19 protein-coding genes are annotated in these 20,895 nt (G+C 61.9%); 9 read left to right on the top strand and 10 right to left on the bottom strand.

From position 1 onward, the window contains the following. Positions 1 to 15: 15 nt before the first annotated feature. From ACSQ2A_RS12325 to ACSQ2A_RS12340, 4 genes are all read right to left on the bottom strand, one after another. The gene (locus ACSQ2A_RS12325; RefSeq protein WP_436072474.1) at positions 16 to 495 is read right to left on the bottom strand and encodes a hypothetical protein; all 480 of its coding nucleotides are present in this window, start codon (positions 493 to 495) and stop codon (positions 16 to 18) included. After that, the gene (locus tag ACSQ2A_RS12330; protein ID WP_436072475.1) at positions 495 to 2,621 is read right to left on the bottom strand and encodes an autotransporter domain-containing protein; all 2,127 of its coding nucleotides are present in this window, start codon (positions 2,619 to 2,621) and stop codon (positions 495 to 497) included. The genes ACSQ2A_RS12325 and ACSQ2A_RS12330 overlap by 1 nt, the downstream gene beginning before the upstream one ends. A 130-nt stretch (positions 2,622 to 2,751) precedes the next feature. Continuing rightward, the gene (locus ACSQ2A_RS12335; RefSeq protein WP_295412511.1) at positions 2,752 to 3,726 is read right to left on the bottom strand and encodes an AraC family transcriptional regulator; all 975 of its coding nucleotides are present in this window, start codon (positions 3,724 to 3,726) and stop codon (positions 2,752 to 2,754) included. 188 nt (positions 3,727 to 3,914) lie between these two features. Further along, a complete protein-coding gene (locus tag ACSQ2A_RS12340; RefSeq protein ID WP_295412513.1) occupies positions 3,915 to 4,214 on the bottom strand; it encodes a PRC-barrel domain-containing protein in 300 nt (99 codons plus the stop codon). Positions 4,215 to 4,458: 244 nt separating this feature from the next. Here ACSQ2A_RS12340 and ACSQ2A_RS12345 point away from each other — a divergent pair, with 244 nt between their 5' ends. The 5 genes from ACSQ2A_RS12345 (at position 4,459) to uvrB (ending at position 10,527) form a co-directional block, all read left to right on the top strand. Then, positions 4,459 to 4,797 (top strand): PadR family transcriptional regulator, encoded by a 339-nt coding sequence (locus ACSQ2A_RS12345; RefSeq protein WP_295412515.1) that lies wholly within the window; start codon positions 4,459 to 4,461, stop codon positions 4,795 to 4,797. Beyond that, complete coding sequence (locus tag ACSQ2A_RS12350) at positions 4,790 to 5,437, top strand: hypothetical protein (RefSeq protein ID WP_436072476.1); 648 nt, start codon at positions 4,790 to 4,792, stop codon at positions 5,435 to 5,437. Before ACSQ2A_RS12345 ends, ACSQ2A_RS12350 begins: the two co-directional genes overlap by 8 nt. Continuing rightward, positions 5,434 to 6,306, top strand: coding sequence for a hypothetical protein (locus tag ACSQ2A_RS12355; RefSeq protein WP_436072477.1), 873 nt, complete (start codon positions 5,434 to 5,436; stop codon positions 6,304 to 6,306). Before ACSQ2A_RS12350 ends, ACSQ2A_RS12355 begins: the two co-directional genes overlap by 4 nt. A 101-nt stretch (positions 6,307 to 6,407) precedes the next feature. Continuing rightward, the gene (locus ACSQ2A_RS12360) at positions 6,408 to 7,793 is read left to right on the top strand and encodes an HD-GYP domain-containing protein (protein ID WP_436072478.1); all 1,386 of its coding nucleotides are present in this window, start codon (positions 6,408 to 6,410) and stop codon (positions 7,791 to 7,793) included. A gap of 358 nt (positions 7,794 to 8,151) precedes the next feature. Then, positions 8,152 to 10,527: an excinuclease ABC subunit UvrB gene (uvrB, locus tag ACSQ2A_RS12365; RefSeq protein WP_436072826.1), complete on the top strand. Its 2,376-nt coding sequence runs from the start codon at positions 8,152 to 8,154 to the stop codon at positions 10,525 to 10,527. Between the two features lie 382 nt (positions 10,528 to 10,909). Here the strand turns inward: uvrB and ACSQ2A_RS12370 are convergent, their stop codons facing one another. The 3 genes from ACSQ2A_RS12370 to ACSQ2A_RS12380 all read right to left on the bottom strand — a co-directional run bounded on the left by ACSQ2A_RS12370 (position 10,910) and on the right by ACSQ2A_RS12380 (position 14,060). Next, complete coding sequence (locus ACSQ2A_RS12370) at positions 10,910 to 13,009, bottom strand: DUF4238 domain-containing protein (protein WP_436072479.1); 2,100 nt, start codon at positions 13,007 to 13,009, stop codon at positions 10,910 to 10,912. A gap of 95 nt (positions 13,010 to 13,104) precedes the next feature. After that, on the bottom strand, positions 13,105 to 13,581 hold the full coding sequence (locus ACSQ2A_RS12375; protein ID WP_436072480.1) for a hypothetical protein: 477 nt from the start codon (positions 13,579 to 13,581) through the stop codon (positions 13,105 to 13,107). Between the two features lie 2 nt (positions 13,582 to 13,583). Further along, on the bottom strand, positions 13,584 to 14,060 hold the full coding sequence (locus ACSQ2A_RS12380) for a hypothetical protein (protein ID WP_436072481.1): 477 nt from the start codon (positions 14,058 to 14,060) through the stop codon (positions 13,584 to 13,586). A gap of 472 nt (positions 14,061 to 14,532) precedes the next feature. On the opposite strand from ACSQ2A_RS12380, the gene ACSQ2A_RS12385 reads away from it, so the two are divergent. From ACSQ2A_RS12385 to ACSQ2A_RS12400, 4 genes are all read left to right on the top strand, one after another. After that, complete coding sequence (locus tag ACSQ2A_RS12385; RefSeq protein WP_436072482.1) at positions 14,533 to 14,985, top strand: DUF1236 domain-containing protein; 453 nt, start codon at positions 14,533 to 14,535, stop codon at positions 14,983 to 14,985. Between the two features lie 110 nt (positions 14,986 to 15,095). Next, positions 15,096 to 15,374 (top strand): hypothetical protein, encoded by a 279-nt coding sequence (locus ACSQ2A_RS12390; RefSeq protein WP_436072483.1) that lies wholly within the window; start codon positions 15,096 to 15,098, stop codon positions 15,372 to 15,374. A gap of 85 nt (positions 15,375 to 15,459) precedes the next feature. Next, positions 15,460 to 15,750, top strand: coding sequence for an SH3 domain-containing protein (locus ACSQ2A_RS12395; RefSeq protein WP_436072484.1), 291 nt, complete (start codon positions 15,460 to 15,462; stop codon positions 15,748 to 15,750). 8 nt (positions 15,751 to 15,758) lie between these two features. Then, positions 15,759 to 16,931, top strand: a complete 1,173-nt coding sequence (locus tag ACSQ2A_RS12400; protein ID WP_436072485.1) for an aminotransferase class V-fold PLP-dependent enzyme — start codon at positions 15,759 to 15,761, stop codon at positions 16,929 to 16,931. Positions 16,932 to 17,072: 141 nt separating this feature from the next. On the opposite strand, the gene hemH is transcribed toward ACSQ2A_RS12400, so the two are convergent. The 3 genes from hemH to ACSQ2A_RS12415 form a co-directional block, all read right to left on the bottom strand. Beyond that, positions 17,073 to 18,095 carry a ferrochelatase gene (hemH, locus tag ACSQ2A_RS12405; RefSeq protein ID WP_436072486.1) on the bottom strand — a complete coding sequence of 341 codons (1,023 nt, stop codon included), beginning with the start codon at positions 18,093 to 18,095 and terminating at the stop codon, positions 17,073 to 17,075. Positions 18,096 to 18,211: 116 nt separating this feature from the next. Beyond that, on the bottom strand, positions 18,212 to 19,885 hold the full coding sequence (locus tag ACSQ2A_RS12410; RefSeq protein WP_436072487.1) for a DUF1007 family protein: 1,674 nt from the start codon (positions 19,883 to 19,885) through the stop codon (positions 18,212 to 18,214). A gap of 12 nt (positions 19,886 to 19,897) precedes the next feature. Beyond that, positions 19,898 to 20,794, bottom strand: a complete 897-nt coding sequence (locus tag ACSQ2A_RS12415; protein WP_295412537.1) for a LysR family transcriptional regulator — start codon at positions 20,792 to 20,794, stop codon at positions 19,898 to 19,900. Positions 20,795 to 20,895: the final 101 nt, after the last annotated feature.

Consider the following 20,895-nt stretch of genomic DNA (forward strand, 5'->3'; position numbering starts at 1 on the left):
ATTCGAAGAACGCCGCTATTCTCCGAATTCTCCGAAAAACAGCGTGTGGAGCCGATCCTCGAGCGGCCGCACCACATCGGCATGGGCCATGCCCTGTTCCCGCGCCGCCTGCGCCTCGGCAATCAGCCCTTCCATATGCTCACGCATCATCGCCTTCTGGTCGTCCGGCAGTGCCGAGCCTGCCAGCCGTGCCAGGGGCTCCTCAAAGATCGCGTTGAACTCATCCTGCGGGATCGTCGCCATATAGCCGCTCGCCACCGCGTCATAAGCGATCGTCCAACTCGCCCGATCAAACCCCGCCGCCGGGACCAGATTGGTGCCGAGCGCGTCATAGTCGAAAAAGATCTCGGCAGCGTCGGCGACCATGCCCTCGCCCGTTTCCGCCGCCAATTGCTCGACCACCCTCACCACGGCCTCTGCCTCAGCAGGCGTCAGTGCCAGAGCCGGGGTCGCCATCAGCAGGCTCGTTGCGGCCAGCAAAATCCCAAACTTCATCAGAAAGCTCCCTTGATACCGGCCGAAATGGCCACGGTCGGATCGCGCCCATTAGTCGCCAGATGCACCGAACCGGACAGCGCCACCGCGTCGTTGATCTTGTGATCGAGTTCGAGCCCCAGCCGACCCCAGGTCTGCCCATAGGTCCCGCCCCCAAGCGAGAAGCTGAACAGCCCATCCACCTGCCCCACGGCCGAAGCCGCCGTACCGGTCCGATGCGCCACTTCCAGCGTCGTGCTCAATTTGGTCTGGCTAGAAAACTCGGTAATCGCGGTCACGCCCACGCGAATATCGGTATGGCCAAGATTCTGCGCCGCAAAGCGCGCCGGAAACGGCCCGCCGCTTTCGCTATACCCATCCACATGCAGCGCGCCGAACGACACAGACGCCCACGGATTAAGGCTGGTATTGCCTAGGACAGCCGCGTCCAGCCAATCCGCCCGCACCCGCACCACGCCGCCCATGGCATTGGTCTGCCCGCTCGACACCGCCGTCGCCGCGCCATTGGAATAGGCCCGATCCACCTTGGCCTGCCATCCGCCCAACATGCCTGTCACAGACAACAGCAGCGGCGTGCCATCCGGCTGCCAATCCACCTCGCCCAACACATATTGCCCAACCATATTGGCCGCCCCGCCCAGCGACAGCGCCTGCCACGAAGCAGTCGTGCCGATCGAGCCCCCAAGGCGCACTGATCCACCAGCCAGATCGACACAGGCCCCGGTCTCCGCCAGCGCCAGGTTCGCGCCGCTCGCGCCATAGTGGGCAAAGTCCCCCGTCGCCCAGGCACACATGTCGCCCGAAAGATTTGGCGTCAGCATCAAGGGCCGGTGGTGCGCCCCATTCATCGGCAGCCATGTCAGGAATTCGCCGGCGCTGGCTATGCCCGCCGCGCCATGCAGCGTGGCATTGTACTGCGCCACATCCATCAGGCCCCCAGACCCCGGCGTCTGCTCCACCCGGGCGATATAAGCCCGCTCCTCATTGTCCGGCATCACCATGACGCCGGCCACAACCAGACCGTTGTCGGAAATGGCCGTCGCATCCGCCAGCGACAGGTCATCGACCGCCACGCCATTGCGCGCGAGCCAATCCGCCACCGATTCCATGCCCGTCGCATCGGACCAACGGAACGCCAGCTTGCTCCCCAAACTGTCCGCGCTCCAACCCACGACATATTGCCCGTCGCGCGACACGGCATTGGCCTGGCTCTCGCTCAGCGGATCACTGCCCAGCACGCCCAGGTCATGCATCTGCACATTGTCGACGACGCCCGTCGTCGCGCCCTCGACCCAGCGGAACGCCCTGGTGACGCCATCGCCGTCGCCGGAGCTCCCCACGACGACACGGCCATCGGCCGAAATATCGGTAGCCCGAGACCCACCATTCTCGCCGGTAAAGGCGCCCAGGTTGAGAATGCTGCTGGTTCCGTCGATGGCGATGCGCGTCAAATCCCACCGCGTAGCAAGGCCCAGCGTCGCATTGCCATCGCTGTAGCCGGCCGCATAATTGCCGTCGTCCGAAATGGCGAAGGCGGCCCAGCGGCCTGCGTCGTCGAGTCCGGGCAGGCGATACATTTGCGGATTGCTCGCTTCGCCGCCGGTCGCGCCCTCAAGCCACACGAAGCCCCGCGTCATACCCAATTGTTCGTGGCGCCCGACAACACGCGTGCCGTCGCCCGACACGTCATGCGCATAGCTGCGGGCGTTACCGGATGAGAAGAGCAATCCCAGGCTCTGTATTCCGCCCGCCTCGGTCCAGCGGAAGGCGCGGTAGTCGTTATTTTCGCCGCGCGAAGCGCCAACAACCACAGTGCCCGCGCCATTGATCGCATAAACGTGGGAAGCACCTCCCCCCAACCCGCCCATGTCGATATAGCCGTCGGGACGATAGACGATAATCTTGCCATCGGTGTCGACGTCGCCGGCCCAGATCGTGCCATCAGCGCTGAGAGCCGGAATGCTCCAGACTTTCCCATAGCTGGGATGTTCCGGTCTCGTGACTTCCCCGGCTGCCTCGACGCGCGGCGCCATCACCAGTGCCGTGGTTGCCAACAGCAGGCCAAAGCCGAGCCATTTCCTATTCTGCCGGCGCCGCACCCGCGTCCCAAAAGCTACTCGCGCCATACGTCCCTCCGGCACAATTGAAAAAACCGGCCCTTGCGGACCGGTTTTGCCAATTAGGGGACTAGATTGGCGTACTCAACGCGAGCGCCTTACGGGCATAAGCATTGCCGCCGGGCATAATGGCCTGGCGCTAAACCTCTTCCTCTTCGTCGCCCCGCTTCCACGCCCCCGGCGTCACGCCAAAGCGCCGGCGGAAGGCCGTCACGAAATTGCTCACCTGCGCATAGCCCAGTTCCCAGGCCAATTGCTTGAGCGGCAAGGGTGTCCCTTCTTCCAGCGCCACGCGCGCCGCATCGAGCCGGGCATCGCGCAGAAAGGCGAACACCGTCGTGCCATAGAGCTGGCGAAAGCCTCGATTGAGCCGCTTGGGTGAAAGTCCAACATCCTTCGCCAGCGCGTCGAGGTCGGGCGGCTCGCGCAGGTCGAACAGCAGCCGGTCGCGCGCCATGCGCACTTTCGCCAGGTCTCGCGCCGGCAATGTATCGTCGGCCAGGTGGGACCGGTCGAGCACGCTGAACTGATAGGCCAGAAATTCCAGCGCCTTGGCCTGGCGGAAAATGCGGTTCATCGGCCCGCGAAAGGCCGGTCGCAGCAGCTCCTGCGCCACGAGACGGAGCTTGGCCGGCAAGGTCGCCATGCCCAGAACATCGTCCTTGCCCCTGTCGAGCGTATCCGTGAAGAGATCAGGCAGGTTTGAATCGCCGCCCACCAGCTCCAGCGCTTCCGGCTCAAGCCGCAGCGACACGGCCCGCCATCCCCGATGCGCATCGATCTCGTAGCGCGCCCGCCGCTCCACCGGCGTCATCACATAGGCCCGCCCGTCCTCACGCCACATCTGGTCGTCGCAGCCCTCGAGGCTCGCAATCCCCTGGCTGGTCAGGATGGCGCCAAGAATGAGCCGGCCGGTGCTCGGCTCCCCGCTTTCCACTTCAATATTGAAGCGGCAGCCGGGCGTAGCCTCGCTGCGATAAAGCCAAAGGCCTGGCAGGACGAGCGTCTCCTCCAGATAGGCCTTGGCAGCCCCATATCGAAAGCTCAAGCGCTCCCGATCGTTGAAATCCGCGACATGGCTATGTCGTCCGCTCGAAAATAACCAGTCCGTCATCCGCGTCCCTCGGAAGCAAGCCCGGAAAGCTAGAAGAAAATCGCCGCTTGTCAAATCACGGGCATTATGAGTGCCGGACCCCAATACATGGCAGAACAGTAAGCGCGCCCCTTCGATTTTCAGCGCCGCGCTATCCCAAGAAAAAGGCCCGGTCAAACCGGGCCCTTTCTTCTCGGTCGGAGATGTCGCTAGTGGCGCGGATGCTCCGGCAACTCCTTGAGCTCGTCCTTCGTCCACGACGTCATGGCATGAACCTCGCCATCTTCGTCGCGCATGAAGTCAAGTTCGCGCAGCGGCAGGGCAACGGGTTTGGCGCCGATGCCCAGGAAGCCGCCAACATCGACAATGGCGGTGCTGTCCATCCCGGCGCCGTCGATGTGATCGACAGTGCCGACCTTTTCGTCATCGACACCATAGATGGTCGCGCCCTCAAGCATGGCCGGGGTAAGTTCGGTGCTGGAAAGGCGTACGTGATGGCTGTGGTCCATGGTCAATCTCCTTTCATGTGAGGGACCAACTTCTATCTGCGGCGCTCCGTTCCCCCACGGCCCATCACAATGCTGAGTGTGCCTCGGGAGGCGTCCTCATAGGCCCAGTGGCCACCGCGCCGCGTGCAAGAAACTCCGGTGCCCGATGATCTCTCCGCCTTCGGTCGCCCAATGGCCTCCCACCCGCCCTCGGTTGACATACCTATCACCGCAAGGCATATACATATCAACGATAGGTATGAACATGCCCCCCACTCCATCCACCTTCCTCAATGGCGTTCCTGAACTCTTGGTCCTGCGCCTGCTGCGCGATCGGGAAATGTATGGTTACGAATTGGTGCAAGCCATTCGCGAGGCCAGTGCCGACCAACTCACCTTCGCCGAAGGCGTCATCTATCCGCTGCTCCATACGCTCGAGCGCGACGGCGCCCTCTCCACCCGCCGCCAGACCATCAATGGCCGCAGCCGCGTCTACTATTCCGTCACCCCCACCGGCCGCGAGCGCTTCGACGCCCTCTCGGCCCATTGGCGTACGCTCACCGGCGCCATCGCCAACGTTCTGGAGGCGCCCCGTCATGCATGACCATTTCGCTGACCTCCGCGAAGAGCTCCTCCGCGCCGGCATCTCGCCGCGCCGTGTGAACCGCTATGTCAGGGAACTCTCGGACCACCACGCCGACCTCACCGAACATCTGGAAGCCCACGGCCATTCCCGCCCCGACGCAGAACGAGATGCTCTCCAGCGCCTCGGCTCTCACGATACGCTACTGTTACCCATGCTCGCCGATATCCGCTTTCGCAGCATGGCATCGCGCTGGCCCGCCCTCGTCTATTTGGGCCTGCCGCTCGTCTCGCAGATCATTCTGGCACTCCTCGCCGCGCTATCCCTCATCGCCGCAGCCTCGACGCCGCTCCGCCCCGCCCTGATCGACCTCGCCTCAGGCGCCGCTATCCTCTGGCTCGCCGGTTCCGTCATCCTGAGCTGGGCCGCAATTCTCGCCGCCCATCGCCGCCGCGCCTCCATGCGCTGGCCGGTTATCGCGGCCCTCGCCGTTTCCACCCTCGCCGCCGCCACGAGTATCGGCGTCACCATGCCCATGGCTGACATCCACGGCGAAATCACCCTCGCCCTCACGCACCCCGCGCCCCTGCCGCTGGTCACCCTCGCGGCCCTCTCCCTGCTGCCCCTCCTGCTCCATTTCGGCGCCAGGTCCGCAACATGAAAAGCCTCGTCGCCCTTGTCATGCTCACCGGCGCGGCAAGCGCAGCCCCGGAAGCCCATCACCTCACCCGCCCCGATGCCAGCCTCATCCATTACACAATCAACCGCGCCGCCGAACCCGCCGCCGGTCTCCTCGTCCTCAGCCAGGGTTCCGGCTGCCGCCCCGGCGCCCAAAATGCCGCGCTCGCCACCGTCCGCGCCGCCTTCTCCGCCTATGACACCCTGATCGTCGAAAAAGCCGGCATCGCGCCGGAGATGGACATCGACGAAGGCAACTGTCCCACGGAATTCTACGATCGTTACACCGTCTCCCAGCGCATCGACGACTATGAAGCCGTCCTTTCCGCGCTCGGCCCCCGGCCCGGCCGCATCATCCTCTTCGGCGGCTCCGAAGGTGGTCTCGCCATGGCCATCCTCGCCACCAAACTCGATCCCGATGCCGCCATCATCTTCTCCTCTGCCACCGGCACCAGTTTTGGGGACATGGTGAAAAGCACCGTCCCGCCCGAAGGCCATGCCCATATCGATGCCGGCTTTGCCGCCGCCCGCGCCAATCCCGACAGCAGCGACCTCTTCGCCGGCCACGCCTATCGCTTCTGGGCCGACATTCTCGATCACCGCTCCATCGACTACATGCGCGAGACCGACACGCCCTTCCTCCTCATCCAGGGTGGCCTCGACACGTCCTCTCCCCTCGCCGCCGCCCGCGCCACGGCCGATGCCTTCACCGCCGACATCAGATGCAACCTGACCTATTGGGAATTCCCCGCCCTCGACCACGGCATGCTCGACCCCAAAGGTGGCCCCCACCTACCCACAGTCGCCGCCATGGCCGCCGCCTGGGCAGAAAACCCCATCCCCGCCTGCTGACCCGCCACTAGCCGCACAACCCGTCCAATACGATGGACGGTCAATGCTTCCCATTAAGAGTTTTCTCGTAGAACTGACGGGGAAAGCATGGGGGCACAGGCATGAAGGACGTCGTTCATCTCTCGGAAGTCGTGGGCGCCCTGAGCTATGCGCTTGACCTCACCGAGGGCCAGCCGATCGGCCATAGCCTGCGCTGCTGCTGGATCGGCATGCATATCGGCAAGCGTCTGGGACTGTCGGAATCTTCCCTGTCCGACCTCTATTACACGCTTCTGCTCAAGGACATCGGCTGCAGCTCCAACGCCGCACGCATCTGCAAGCTCTACCTGGCCGACGACCTGAACTTCAAACACGCCTACAAGCTGATCGACAACAAGCTCCCTGAAGTCCTGCGCTTCCTGCTCGCCAATACCGCGCGCAAATCCGGCTTCGTCGAACGCCTGCAGACCATGATCAACGTCGCCCGCAGCAGCGGCGAAATCGCCCGCGAACTGATCGAGACCCGCTGCCAGCGCGGCGCCGATATCGTGCGCAACATGCATTTCTCTGAAGCCGTCGCCCACGGCATCCTTGACCTCGACGAGCACTGGGATGGCACCGGCCAGCCGCTGCAGCGTCGCGGCCGCGACATTTCCCTCTTCGCCCGCATTGCCCTGATCTCACAGGTGGTCGACGTCTTCTTCATGCGCGGCGGCGCACCCGCCGCAGTCGCCGAAGTGAAAAGTCGCTCCGGTCGCTGGTTCGATCCGGAACTGGTCTCCATCGTCTCCACCCTGGAAAGCGACGCCTTCTTCTGGCTTCCCCTCCTCGCCAACGATTTGCCCGATCGCGTCGCCGATCTCGAACCGCAGACCCTCGTGCGCTCGGTCGATGAAGACTATCTCGACGACATCGCCGCCGGCTTCGCCCAAGTGGTCGACGCCAAAAGCCCCTTTACCGCCGGCCACAGCGATCGCGTGTCCCTCTTCGCCGATCTGATCGCCGAAGAGCTCGGTTGCGACCCCGAACACCGCCGCTGGCTAAAGCGCGCCGCCCTCCTCCACGACATCGGTAAGCTCGGCGTTTCCAATTCCGTGCTCGACAAGAATGGCCCGCTCGACGAGGAAGAATGGGAGCAGGTCCGTAGCCACTCACAACTCGGCCGCATCATTCTCTCCAAGATCAGCGCCTTCCGCTCCATGGCCCGCATTGCCGGCGACCACCATGAGCGGCTCGACCGCAAGGGTTACCCCTTCGGCATAGGGGCCGCCGAGATCGACCGCGACACCCGCATCGTCACGACCGCCGATATTTTCGACGCCCTCACCGCCGACCGCCCCTATCGCAAGGCCATGTCGGTCCCCGTCGCCTTCGAAACCATGGAACGCGGCGTCGGCACGGCCATTGACCCGGAAATTTTCGCCGCCCTGAAACGCGGCTTTGCGCGCATCAATGGCATCGTGGAGGAACCAGCCCCCGCAGACGATGCCAAGGCCAACGCTGCCTGAGGCCCGTTCCCTTTCCGTTCACAACATGTTAATGGCTGGTCTTCGTTCCCCTGCTGACATTGCGTGACAGGACACCCATCTTAGGGTTCTCCTGCCTCACCTGTTCTGCTGAAGAAGAGCCCGCGCCATGGCCCCCAAGACGACTCGCCCCGGCAAAGCCGAATTTTCCATCGACGAGTTCTTCGCCGAGATCGAAAAGGCCGAGGACATCCAGGCGTCCAAGCCGCTTTATGCCGAGCGCATGAAGAACAAGCGCGCCCTCGATCGCGCCGAAGCGGCCGAGAAGGAAGCGGCTGCTCCGAAGACGCCGCTCGAAAAGCGCCGCACCACCAAGTCGAACTACGACACCGCCACCGGCATGGCCGCCAAGGCCGGCAAGACCAAGATCAATTCCGTCGACCGCGTCGACTTCGACGGCTTTGGCGAAGCCCCGCAAGCCGGCTTCGGCCACATGCCCAGTAAAGCCGTCACCGCGCGCGACATCTCCCGCGCCGCCGCTGCCGATCCCGAAGCCCAGGCCAAACTGCGCGAAGCCCTCGACGCCTCGGTCAAAAAGAACAAGGCGCGAAAAGGCGAGTCCCTCGAAAACGCGACCACCGTTGGCGTCACCGCCACGGTGAAGGCGCTCGAACAGATCATTCTCCACGGCCGCAAGGAAGTGGAAGGCTCCTCCCCCTGGGTGCCGCATCGTCCCGAGCGCCCCGAAAAGCTCGAAGGCGGCCGCGCCTTCAAGCTCGCAACCGATTACGTCCCCGCCGGCGACCAGCCGACCGCCATTGCCGACATCGTCGAAGGCATTTCCAACGGCGAAACCGACCAGGTCCTCCTCGGCGTCACCGGCTCGGGCAAGACTTTTACCGTCGCCCAGACCATCATGCGCACCCAGCGTCCGGCGCTAATCCTTGCGCCCAACAAGACCCTCGCCGCCCAGCTCTATGGCGAGTTCAAGCACTTCTTCCCGGAAAACGCCGTCGAATATTTCGTGTCCTATTACGACTACTACCAGCCGGAAGCCTACGTTCCGCGCACGGACACCTATATCGAGAAGGAATCCACCATCAACGAGCAGATCGACCGCATGCGCCACTCGGCGACGCGGGCGCTGATGGAGCGCGACGACGTCATCATCGTCGCCTCGGTGTCGTGCATTTACGGCATCGGCTCGGTGGAAGGCTATTCCGCCATGATCATCGACGTGCACCAGGGCGAGAGCATCGACCAGCGCGAAATGCTGCAAAAGCTCGTCGCCCTGCAATACAAGCGCAACGAGCAGGCCTTCACCCGCGGCACCTTCCGCGTCCGCGGCGACACGGTCGAAATCTTCCCGTCCCACTATGAAGACGCCGCCTGGCGCGTTTCGCTCTTCGGCAACCAGATCGAAAAGATTGTCGAGTTCGATCCGCTGACCGGCAAGACCATCGGCGAACGCAAGTTCATCCGCATCTATGCGAACTCGCACCACGTCACCCCCCGCGCCACCACCACCGGCGCCATAAAAATGATCCGCGACGAACTCGCCGGCCGCCTGCAGGAACTCAACGGCGCCGGCCGCTTCCTCGAAGCCCAGCGCCTGGAACAGCGCACCCTCTTCGATCTCGAAATGATGGAAGCCACCGGCTCCTGCGCCGGCATCGAGAACTATTCCCGCTACTTCTCCGGCCGCCGCCCCGGCGAGCCCCCTCCGACGCTCTTCGAATATCTTCCTGACAATGCGCTGGTCTTCGTCGACGAAAGCCACGTCACCATCGGCCAGCTCGGCGCCATGTATCGCGGCGACCTTCGCCGCAAGGCAACCCTGGCCGAATACGGCTTCCGCCTGCCCTCCTGCATGGACAACCGCCCCCTCCGCTTCGAGGAATGGAACGCCATGCGACCGCAATCGGTCTATGTCTCGGCGACCCCGGGCTCATGGGAAATGGAACAGGCCGGCGGCGTCTTTGCCGAACAGGTCATCCGCCCCACCGGCCTCATCGATCCCCCGGTCGAAATCCGCCCCGCCACCCATCAGGTGGACGACGTCATCGACGAGATCCGCCAGACCATCAACAAGGGCTACCGCACTCTCTGCACGGTGCTCACCAAGAAGATGGCCGAAGACCTCACCGAATACATGCACGAGCAGGGTATTCGCGTGCGCTACATGCACTCCGACGTCGACACCATCGAGCGCATCGAGATCATCAGGGATCTCCGCCTCGGCGCCTTCGACGTGCTGGTGGGCATCAACCTCCTGCGCGAAGGCCTCGACATCCCCGAATGCGGCCTCGTCGCCATTCTCGACGCCGACAAGGAAGGCTTCCTCCGCTCCGAAACCAGCCTTATTCAGACCATCGGCCGCGCCGCGCGCAACGTCGATGGCCGCGTGATCCTCTATGCCGACAAGGAAACCGGCTCCATGGAGCGGGCCCTCGCCGAAACCACCCGCCGCCGCGAAAAGCAGATCGCCTACAACGTGGCAAATGGCATCACGCCGCAAAGTGTGAAGGCCCGCATCAACGACATCGTCGACTCCGTCTATGAAAAGGACCACGTCACGGTCAGCATCGGCAAAGGCAAGGACGGCAAGGAAAAAGTCGTCACCGGCGATAATCTGGCGACGGTCATCAAGGACCTCGAACGCGAGATGCGCGAGGCCGCGACGAACTTGGAGTTTGAGAAGGCCGCGCGACTACGCGACGAGGTCAAGCGGCTTCGGGAGATGGAACTGGATACATTGTCGGGGGAAGTGGACTAGACCTGTTACCGCGCTGCTAACACACGCAGATTGTCACCCCGGCGAAGGCCGGGGCCCATCCTGAAATCTGAAGATCGATCCCGGCTAGAGCAGGGATAACGGCTGATGGTTGCAGACGCCATCCGGTCACTGATCTGCACAGCGGCGAAATCTCCCGTGAAGCTACGATCAAATGGCCGGCAAGACGACGCGACGAAGTCAAGCGACTGCGGGGGATGGAGCTGGATACGTTTTCGCGGGCGTGGAGTGAGGGCCCTCCGCCCGCCAGCTCGCCGAGGGCCGAACCTGAAAGCTCGCGCTGCATCGTTGCCGTCGCTGAGATAACACCTAGCGAAGACTGACGCCCCACTAATCCCGTCCCGGCCCTAAACCTGACGCTTCTCTACGCCGTACTTTCAACGTTTGGCTGATTTGGTACAAAAACCTGCCAGCCGTGCTCATCGTCCTTCCAGAACGGCATGGAGAATGCCCAAGTAATTCTGTCCAGATGAAGAGACAAAAGCCAGGAATCGTCTGGAAATTTCCATTGACCCTGTAGGTTCCACCAATTGTCCAGATCTCTGGCGAAGGTAACAAACCAGTTTTCGAGCCGGGCCTCTCGGAGAATTGCAACAAGTTCAGGCACTACCTCGTGCGACTGAGACTGCCCTGCCAACGTCCCAGCGATTTCGGCAAATCGGCCGAGAATGAGGTCCGAATAGCGCAAAACATTTGAACCAACTTTTTCGAAATCGGGCGATTGCCAATGACCTTCAACGGTTGCCCGCAATTCAGAGACCGACAGGTCTACTGCCTGCTTTAGTAGTTCCAGTTGACCGGACAAAGCATCTGAGTAGGCCGGCGCACCAAGTCGACTAGAAAAATAGCGCATGAGTGCACTGCTCGTGGAATCCACACGGGCTCCGTCAGTCGCATCTTCGAAACGCCCCAGCAGATATCCTGGAGATGAACTTTCGACTAGATCCGAATATCCAATATTCGCTAAGGCCCTTATTAGAAGATATAGGTAGTATTTTTGATCCTCAGAACCATCGGGCGCCGCCAAACCATATGCCAAGTCGGCTCTCGCAATAATTTGGAATTTGATGTGGCCGTCCCGCATAACTAAAGGCGTTTGGAACATACCTACCCCAATCTCGCTGGGAGTCGTTCTAAAAATCACTGCGGTAGGCAAACCCCGATCTAGTTCAATGACCGCCTTTTCATAATCATGCGCGAACGTAACACCTGACAATCGCCCCATGGAAAATAAATCCGAAATCTCTCGGACCACATCACCAATCGTGTTGGCAACTTGTTTTGCTGGAAAATCCTCAAAAAACCCATAGTAAGAGATTTGGTACTCACCCAATATTGGAGCATCAAAATTCCCAACCTCGCGCTTATGAAAATTCGACACAGAAAACTCTTCATCAGATACGTCTGGATCGAGCGCCGATGCCGTCTGCTCGAATAATGAAGAAAATAAAACGGAAGACGACGCACCTATCCTCAGTCGAAGCTCGTCAGTTTCTGACGTATTTATAGATGACACAAAAAACAGATCACTGGCTTCGGCTAAACATTTGTTTAGTGATTTCAGTTCTGGCCAATCGTCTTTTTTCTGCCTCCCCACAAGGACACGAAAGGGGGATATCGGCAAAATCACGTGGCGCAGCTCTAAGCCACCGGTAAAAAGAAGTGGCCCCGCCTGACCACCTGCCTTGATACCCACGGCGCCGCAATCCGACAGTATAGTTGGCTCTAAGGCTTCAACTGTTTTCCACTCTTCGATAGGCGACTTCGCAATAAAGCCGTGTGGGATTTCTAGGTCTGTGTCTCGAAGCAGCTCGTTATGCAAATCGCGGACCTGCCCACCCATCTGTTCAGAAAAGCCCGACAACGCCTGTAAAAACAAATCCGCTTTTTCGTTTACGAGTTGCCCCGCGTTCTCACGCAACATCCCAAATGCCATCAGACGAACTAAGCCGCTAGGCAATGCAGCAAGCTCGCTCGGAACATCCTCCAAGTTGTCTTGAAGGTGCTTGTCGAAAATCTTGTTTGGCCGGAGCCGTTCCAAACCCAAGTATCTAGAAAATTTTTCGTTATCGCCGAAGGTCTCAATGGCAATTTGAGCAACAGTATCCATGAGCGTATTTACGCCATGGCGAAGATGAGCGTTTCGTATCACTAGATGCGATACAATCTCTGCTGCTTGATTCTGGTCGACGGTGCTATTGTCGGGTGAGCTCGCGACCGATCTGACAAGCGAAGCAAATCGACTTTCATACCTTGTAATGATATCATCTAGGGTAGCGACACCGTCGGCGCGGACATCTGAGTAGAAGTCTCGTTGGGCCGCGACGCCTTCGGTAGCACTCAGGTAAGAGTCGCGACCCTTAGGATGTACCCAAACTCGGACCGACTTAGTTTTCCGCACTTCAGACGCGCCGAACTGCCTTAGTAAGAATTGCGGTATGAAATGCTGCTTACGTCCTGACATTGTCGCGAGTAATCCTCGAAAACCCAGCCGCGTCAACGGAACATAAAGCGAACAAGGTCGATGTTGCAAGTCATTGTCGATTGCCGACCAATCCCTCACCCCAACCAAAGCCGAAACCGCTGATCCACCTCGGCCTGCGGTGCATATTCCTGCACCAGCCGCGCCAACTCCTTCGGCGTCACCGCCAAATGGCTCGCCGGCACCAGCACGTGCCCGCCATCGGTGGCAAAAATCTCCAGCGTCCAGCCCGAGGACCCGCCGCCGCGATAGCCGAGCGACCCGAATTTTTCCCAGGGAATGACCACCGGCCGAGCCACGCGATGATCGACAAACCCCTCCGGCGAAAACGTCAATTGCGGCGAGCGGTCGAGCAATTTTATCAGATCATAGCCGCCAAACACCGCGCCGCCCAAAACCAGCACCAGCCCGATCCACAGCACCTGCCCCACTTCGCCGCGGAAAAACGCCTGGACCAGGATGACAATCCCGAACACCACCATGGCGCCCTTGATCGCCACCAGCAGAATGCTGATCGCGCCACGATCGGTGTAGATATGAACAGTCCGGCCCATGCCTAGCCCGCCGGGCAGGCCTCCAGAATCCGGTCGATTTCCTCCTTGCCGCTCTTGGCGCCGAAATCACCATGGGCAACGCCGTCGAGGCTGACCGCAAAGCCGCCTTGCAGCAGCGCTGTCAGCTCCGGCCCAAAGCTGGTAATAGTGCCGACCGAATAGCCATTATAGTCGCTGACCGGGCTTTCGAAGGCAAAGCGCGTTCCGTCCTTTTCGAGCGCCACCGCCACCGGCGTGTCCGACGCCGGCCCATCCACATAGATGGTGACCACCACGTCGGCATAACCCTTCTGGCAACTGATCGCCGCCTTCACATCGCCGCTGCCCGGCTCGTACCAGGCGAGGTTCAAGTCGATATACCCGCCCATATCCTCCTCCTGCAGATGCCACCCCTCCGGCACCTCCTGCCCCATGGCCGCGCCCCCCGGCAGCGCCATCACCGCCACAACAAAACTCAGACGCGAAAAAGACCCCTTCATCGGCATTCTCCCTCCAAGAATGCCCCACTCTAGCGCCTTCGCCGCAAAAGTAGAGTCTGCGCACCGCCCAGCTAACCTATTGGTCTTATCCCCACCGCCGAAAACACGCGGCACCGACGAAGTGCCGGGCTTCCGACGGCGATCTGGACCGCACCCCCCCAAAAAAAGGGGCCGCTCGAGGCGGGCACAAAAAATCCCGTTCGTGGGAAGCGGCTTTTGCCTCTTCTTTCTACAATTTTCGGGGCGAAAGCCGCTCTCCACCGTGCGCCCGCAGGGCGTCGCGACCGTGCAATCGCGACGCCCAAGGGGCCGGGCGACACTTGCGCACGTCCGTTGGATTTTTCAGCGATGCCAGCGATTTCGACGAGGAATCAAGCCCTTGCGCGTCGCCCGTCGATCAACAGATCGGAACCAAATCCGCCCCCTTCGGTTGTCTTGCCATTGCCAAAGGCGAAAGCCGAAGGAGATAAAAATGAAGAAATTTCTGATTCCAATCATTGCCTCGGCCGCGCTGGTCGTCCCCACTATTGCCCATGCCCAGATCATCAAGAGCCAGCCTGAAGCCGAGGCTACAGGCGGCGCCGTTGTCGGCGGCACGGCAGGCGGTGTCACAGGCGCCGTCGTCGGCGGCCTGATCTTTGGCCCCATCGGCGCTGCGATCGGCGGCTTCGCTGGCGCCACCATCGGCGCCGGAGCCGGCATCGAAGCCTCATCGGTCGATTATGTCCGCCTCAACCCCACAGACCCCGTGGTGCTCGAAGGCGAGATCGATGTCGGCTACGCCGTCCCCGAAGCCATCGTCATCCACCCCATCGAGGGTGACCCGGCCTACGGCTATTTCTACACCAATGACCGCGTCTACTTCGTAGACCTCTCCAATCGTGCGGTCGTCTATTCCCCCGGCATCGTCGTAGCCGCAGAATAACTCTTCCCCAACGGCCGCCTCCGGGCGGCCGTTTCGCATAATCGGGTCCAATCGCCACGATAAAAAACCTTCGTTGGACGCCCGGCCCCCTCCCCCGCAACATTGCGGGCATGACCGAACTCCTCACCAACGGCGGCCCACCTCTCGACGACGACGCCCCACCCTGGGGTCGCAATGGCATAGGCCGCTATTTCGAATGGGCCGCGGCCAAGAAAAAGGCCTTCGACGCCCCTTACGACGTCGCCGTCCTCCGCGCCCGCCGCGCCGCCCTGATCGGCCTCACCTATGAGGAATACACGCTCGAAATCCTCGAACGCGGCCGCTATCTCGGCGCCGGCGACGTGGACCGCATCGCCGAAATCAAGCGCCGCCGCCCAATCCGCTACTAGGCGCTTTCAGGAAAAATGCTCCCGGAAAGCGCGACTTAAAGACACCGCCTTGCATCGGCCACTGAGCCAGCGCAAAACTGCCTCCATGCGCATCCCTATCGTAGCGGCCCTCGCCGCCCTGACCATCACTCCGGCCCTGGCCGAACCCACTGCCCGCGTGTCCGGCGGCAACATCGCCGTCCGCACCGGCCCGGGCCTGTTCTACCCCGCGGTCGGCCGCATCCCAGATGGCACTGAGGTCACCCTCGACTATTGCACCCGCGACGATCGCTGGTGCTTCGTCACCGATACCGGCTGGGTCGACGCCTCCTGGCTCGTCGGCTGGTCAGCCAAAATGCGCGTCACTCCGCCCGATTTCCAAGGCCCCGGCTGGTAAACCACTCCATGTCAGACAATCTCGCCCGCCACTTCCTCCTTCGCGAGGACGTGACCTTTCTCAACCACGGCTCCTTCGGCGCCTGTCCCCGCCCCGTCTTCGAAGCCTACCAGGCCTGGCAGCTTGAACTCGAGCGCGAGCCGGTGGAATTTCTGGGCCGCAATCTCACCGAGCACATGCGCCTCCCCCGCGAAATCCTCGCGGCAGAGCTGGGCACCACGGCCGAAAATATCGTCGGCGTCACCAATGCGACAACCGGCCTCAATATCGTCGCCCAATCGCTGGCCCTGAAACCCGGTGACCAGATCCTCACCACCGATCACGAATATTCCGCGCTCGAAAAGACCTGGGCCTATGTCGCCCGCAAGACCGGCGCCGAGATCGTGGTGGTCAGCATTCCCATGCCGCTCGAAACCGAGGCGCAGTTCACCGATGCGGTGATCGCAGGCATGACCGACCGCACCCGCGTGCTGTTCCTCAGCCACATCACCTCGGCCACCGCCCTCGTCTTCCCCATCGAGCGCGCCATAGAAGAGGCCCGCCGCCGCGGCATTCTTTCGGTCATCGACGGCGCCCACGCCCCCGGCCACATTCGGCTGGCGCTGGACGCCCTCGGCGCCGATTTCTACGCCGGCAATTGCCACAAGTGGATGATGGCCCCTAAAGGCTCCGCCTTCCTCCACGCCCGCCCTGAAGTGCAAGGGCTACTCGATCCGCTGGTCATAAGCCACGGCTGGACCGCGCAGTCGAAAGAGCCGGGCGCCAAGGGCGCCTTCGGCAATTCCCCCTTCGTCGACGAGATCGAAATGCAGGGCACGCGCGATCCCTCTCCCTGGCTCGCCGTTCCGGCCGCACTAAAATTCCGCGCCGAAAACGACTGGTGGGCCATCGCCGACCATTGCAGCGCCCTCGCCCGCGAGACCGCGGCTCGTGTCGCCGAAATGACCGGCCTGCCCCCGCTCAGCGCCGAAACCTTCCGCGCCCCACAAATGGCCGCCATGCCCATCCCGGAATGCGACCCGCCGGAAGTCCACAAGACCCTTTTCGAGCGCTACGGCATCGAAATCCCGGTCTACCGCTGGCAAAACCGCTGCATCGCCCGCGTCTCGGTGCAGGGCTACAATTCCCGTCCGCAAATGGACAAGCTGGTCAGCGCTCTGGGAGAAATCCTGGGCCTCTAGGTTGCGCTCTGCACCCCGTCGCCCACCCCGATTGTCACCCCGGCGAAGGCCGGGGCCCATCCTGAGATCTCAAGTTGGGCCCCGGCCTTCGCCGGGGTGACAGCCGAGTTCTTGTAGGCGTCCGGTCGAAACGCACAGCCCCTACAGCCAGCCCCCAAGCTCGCGCCGCACCATGGCCTCGATCATATCCATGCCGGCCGGACTGTCATTGAGGCAGGGAATATAGGCGAACTGTTCGCCCCCGGCCTCCATGAAAGCCTCCTTGCCGCCAATGGAAATCTCTTCCAGCGTCTCGATGCAATCGGCCGAAAAGGCCGGTGCGAGAATGGCCACCTTCTTCACGCCCCTCTTGGGCAGTTCTTCCAGCGTATCCGCCGTGGCCGGCTCCAGCCACTTGGTCGGGCCGAACCGCGACTGGAAGGTAACCATCAGCTTGCCTTCCGGCCAGCCGAGATAGTCGCTCACCATCCGCGTCGTTTCGTGGCAGTGATATTCGTAGGGGTCGCCCGCATCCACATAGGTCTGCGGCAGACCGTGATAGCTTGTAAGAACCAGGTCCGGCTCAAAATCCAGCGCCGCCACCCCGTCGCGGATCGAATTACCCAGCGTCTCGATATATTTCGCGTCCGAATAATAGGCCGGCAGCGTCCGCACGGCCGGCTGCCAGCGCATCTCTTTCAGCGCATCAAACGCCTTGTCATTCGCAGTTGCCGTCGTCGTAGCCGAATATTGCGGGTAGAGCGGCACAAGGAGAACTTTTTTGCATCCGGCCGCCTGCATCTTTTCGAGCACGCTCTTGGTCGAAGGATTGCCATAACGCATGGCGAAATCGACCACGATTCCGTCGCCTTCCAGCCGCTGCGCCAGCGCCTGCGTCTGCTTGCGGGTAATCACCCGCAGCGGGCTTTCGTTGAATTCCTTGTCCCACACCTGCTCATAGGCGTGCCCGGCCTTTTGCGGCCTAAAACTCAAAATACCAAAGTTCAGAATCGGCCACCAAAGCCACTTCGGCGACTCGATAACGCGCGGGTCGGAGAGGAATTCGCCAAGATACCGGCGCACATTCCAGTAGTCGGTCCCGTCCGGCGTCCCCAGGTTGAGCAGCAGCACCCCGATTTTCTGCGGAGCGGCAAATTGCGGATTCTTGGAGAGCGAAGAGGACATGGGGCGCCAGTTTGGAAAACTTCCAGAGTTCCCGGCAACATAGCCCTTTCTCGCCCCGCCGCAAGGCGGCGATGGGTCGCGCTCCCGCTTGCGCGAGATCAAGGCAAAGCGCGGTTCTAGAGGCTTGCCATCAGCAGCAGAACACCAAACAGCAGCACGAAGACTGCCCCAGCCAGTTCGGCCCACCAGACGATTCCCTGCGCAAGCGCGCTGTCGCCGCCGCCAAGCCGGCTCACCAGCCCCTTGGCGCCAACGGCCAGCGAGGCCAGCACCGCCACGGTAATCGCCGTTCCCAGCCCCATCAGCAGCACTGAAACCACGCCCGCCGCCAACACGCCTTGCGACAGCGCAAAGACCATCACCACCAGCGCACCCGAACAAGGCCGCAGCCCCACCGCCAGCACCACGCCGAGCTTTTCCCGCCAGCTCCCCTTGAGGTCGGCCGGCCCCACGGCGTGATGCATATGCTCGGCATGATGCTCATGCGCATGATCGTGATCATGCTCGTGATCATGGTCATGATGATGGTGGTCATGGCTATGCCCACGATCATGCCCATCATGCTCATGCCAGATATCGCGCTTCACCGGCTCTTCATGATGGTGGTGGTGATGCCCCCACCCAAAGATCTTGCGGGCAATCAGCCAAAGCCCCAGCAGCGCCACCAGCGCATAGCTCAACACGCCCACCCAATGCGCCGCATCGCCCATGGCCGTACTGGTCATCTGCAACACGCCGGCCAGCACCAGCACGAACCCGATCGCCACCAGCGATTGCAGCAGCGCCGAGAGCGCGCTCAGCGCAATGCCCTGTCGCAGCTGCCGTTCATTGGCGAGCACATAGGAGGAGATGACCACCTTGCCATGCCCCGGCCCCGCCGCGTGGAAAACGCCATAAAGAAAACTCAAACCGCCCAGCACCCAGAACGCCGTCCAGTCGCTGCGCATGCGGTCGAGCGCATCGGTCATGGCGCCATAAAACACCCGCTGCTGCTCCTGCACCCAACCGAAAAACCCGGTGCGCGGCAGATTGAGCCCCGGTTCCGGCGGCGGGCCACCAAAAGGTGCGGCCGGCCGCGCCTGCGCCACATGCTCCGTTGCTTCCAATGCCGTAACCGGCGCCGGTGCCGCGCCGCAGGAAATAACGATCATCCCCTGCGTACCGCGCATCGCGGCAGCCAGGTCCGGCGGCAGTTCCAGCACGTCCGGCCCCAGCGCATAAAGCCGATCCTCGGTCGCCCGATCCATCGGCCGCGGCGGCACCAGCTCCGTGCCACAGCTTGCCGGCGCATTCTCCAGCGTCACATGCCCCACATCGGCAAAGCTGATCGCCACATAATACTCAGCGTCGAAAATACCCAGCTCAAAGCGCGATCCCGGCACAACCGGTTCCGCGGCATCGATGGAAAAATCCAGCGTGACCTTGTTGCCCTCGTAGCGCATGCGCTGGTCGCCCACGGGCGTAAAATGCACCCCATCGCCGGCCACGGTGTAAAAGCCATAGTCGGCGAGCCCGACCATGTTCTCGTCCGCCAGCTCCTGCATTTCCTCGGACGACACGACACCATCGCCATTGGTATCGAGCCCCTGCACCATCCACACGGAAAAGGCCGTATCAAACGTCCAGCTATTGCGCAGCGTCGCAATCCGCTCGGCGTCGTCGAAGACCACACCCACCTTGGCGTCGATGAAAATATGCGGATGCGCCATCGCCGGCTGAGCCAGCCCGAACAGCACCAGAACCAGCCCCGCAACCCGCAGAGCCCACGCCCCAAAACGCGAAAAACCCACGCCCCAAACCCGTCAGTTGATCGGGTGCACTGCGAACCAGTCCACCAGATGGTCGATCAGTGCCCTTACCTTGCCGGCCAGATGCCGCCGATGCGGATAGACCGCCTGCAGCGTCTGCCCCGTCGGCAGGAAGCCGGGCAGCACCGGCACGAGTTCGCCACTCGCCACCAGCGGGTCAGCGAGATAGGACGGCAATACGACAAAACCGAGACCCATGGCCGCCGCCGTGCGCGCCGCCAGCGGCGAATTCACCCGCAACGGCCCATTCACCGGCACCGAAATCGTCTTGTCGTTCTCGATAAACCGCCAGTTCGATTGGCCCTGCAGGTTGACGTCGATAATGCAGGGCAAATGCCTGAGATCATCGGGATGCTGCGGCGCCCCAATGGTCTTGATCAGCCCCGGTGAAGCCCCCACCACCACATGCATATCGGCAATTTTGCGCGCGATCAGCGAAGAGTCCGCCAGCGTCGAAATCCGCAGCGCCACGTCGATCCCCTCATCGACGAGATCGACATAACGATCCTCGAGCCTGAGATCGAGCGTCACCTTGGGGTACTTCTTGAGATATTCGAATATGGCCGGCGCCAGCGTCGACTCGCCAAAGTTGCGCGGTGCCGAAACCCGCAACATGCCGCGCGGCTCTGCCGTCTGGTCGGTTATCGTCGCATCGAGATCGTCGAGCTGCTGTAAGAGCGAGGAAGCCTCACGATAATAAGCCTCCCCCGCCTCGGTCAGGCTCAGCTTTCGCGTCGTGCGATTCATCAGCCTGACGCCCAGATAGTCCTCAAGGTCTGTCACATACTTGCTGAGCAGCGCCTTGGAGCGGCCATGCAGCCGCGCCGCCGAAGAAAACCCACCGGCATCAAAGACCTGCACGAATGCGCGAATGCGGGCAAGATCCTGCAAATTGGCCTCCATTGCCGGGAATCGTCCAAGCGGAATTACACCGTTGAACACCACCAATCGACGCATAACTCATCTGCATAGGGTGAACAATAACGGGCCTT

The sequence above is a fragment of the Devosia sp. LjRoot3 genome, from assembly GCF_964252865.1.
Lineage (GTDB): Bacteria > Pseudomonadota > Alphaproteobacteria > Rhizobiales > Devosiaceae > Devosia.

Excerpts from the sequence above, each read along its gene's own strand:
- ACSQ2A_RS12380 (WP_436072481.1), bottom strand. The coding sequence starts at position 14,060 with ATGAAGGGGTCTTTTTCGCGTCTGAGTTTTGTTGTGGCGGTGATGGCG.
- ACSQ2A_RS12375 (WP_436072480.1), bottom strand. The coding sequence starts at position 13,581 with ATGGGCCGGACTGTTCATATCTACACCGATCGTGGCGCGATCAGCATT.
- ACSQ2A_RS12350 (WP_436072476.1), top strand. The coding sequence starts at position 4,790 with ATGCATGACCATTTCGCTGACCTCCGCGAAGAGCTCCTCCGCGCCGGC.
- hemH (WP_436072486.1), bottom strand. The coding sequence starts at position 18,095 with ATGTCCTCTTCGCTCTCCAAGAATCCGCAATTTGCCGCTCCGCAGAAA.
- ACSQ2A_RS12390 (WP_436072483.1), top strand. The coding sequence starts at position 15,096 with ATGACCGAACTCCTCACCAACGGCGGCCCACCTCTCGACGACGACGCC.
- ACSQ2A_RS12330 (WP_436072475.1), bottom strand. The coding sequence starts at position 2,621 with ATGGCGCGAGTAGCTTTTGGGACGCGGGTGCGGCGCCGGCAGAATAGG.
- ACSQ2A_RS12395 (WP_436072484.1), top strand. The coding sequence starts at position 15,460 with ATGCGCATCCCTATCGTAGCGGCCCTCGCCGCCCTGACCATCACTCCG.
- ACSQ2A_RS12400 (WP_436072485.1), top strand. The coding sequence starts at position 15,759 with ATGTCAGACAATCTCGCCCGCCACTTCCTCCTTCGCGAGGACGTGACC.
- ACSQ2A_RS12360 (WP_436072478.1), top strand. The coding sequence starts at position 6,408 with ATGAAGGACGTCGTTCATCTCTCGGAAGTCGTGGGCGCCCTGAGCTAT.
- ACSQ2A_RS12335 (WP_295412511.1), bottom strand. The coding sequence starts at position 3,726 with ATGACGGACTGGTTATTTTCGAGCGGACGACATAGCCATGTCGCGGAT.
- ACSQ2A_RS12355 (WP_436072477.1), top strand. The coding sequence starts at position 5,434 with ATGAAAAGCCTCGTCGCCCTTGTCATGCTCACCGGCGCGGCAAGCGCA.
- ACSQ2A_RS12345 (WP_295412515.1), top strand. The coding sequence starts at position 4,459 with ATGCCCCCCACTCCATCCACCTTCCTCAATGGCGTTCCTGAACTCTTG.
- uvrB (WP_436072826.1), top strand. The coding sequence starts at position 8,152 with ATGGCCGCCAAGGCCGGCAAGACCAAGATCAATTCCGTCGACCGCGTC.
- ACSQ2A_RS12370 (WP_436072479.1), bottom strand. The coding sequence starts at position 13,009 with ATGTCAGGACGTAAGCAGCATTTCATACCGCAATTCTTACTAAGGCAG.
- ACSQ2A_RS12385 (WP_436072482.1), top strand. The coding sequence starts at position 14,533 with ATGAAGAAATTTCTGATTCCAATCATTGCCTCGGCCGCGCTGGTCGTC.
- ACSQ2A_RS12325 (WP_436072474.1), bottom strand. The coding sequence starts at position 495 with ATGAAGTTTGGGATTTTGCTGGCCGCAACGAGCCTGCTGATGGCGACC.
- ACSQ2A_RS12340 (WP_295412513.1), bottom strand. The coding sequence starts at position 4,214 with ATGGACCACAGCCATCACGTACGCCTTTCCAGCACCGAACTTACCCCG.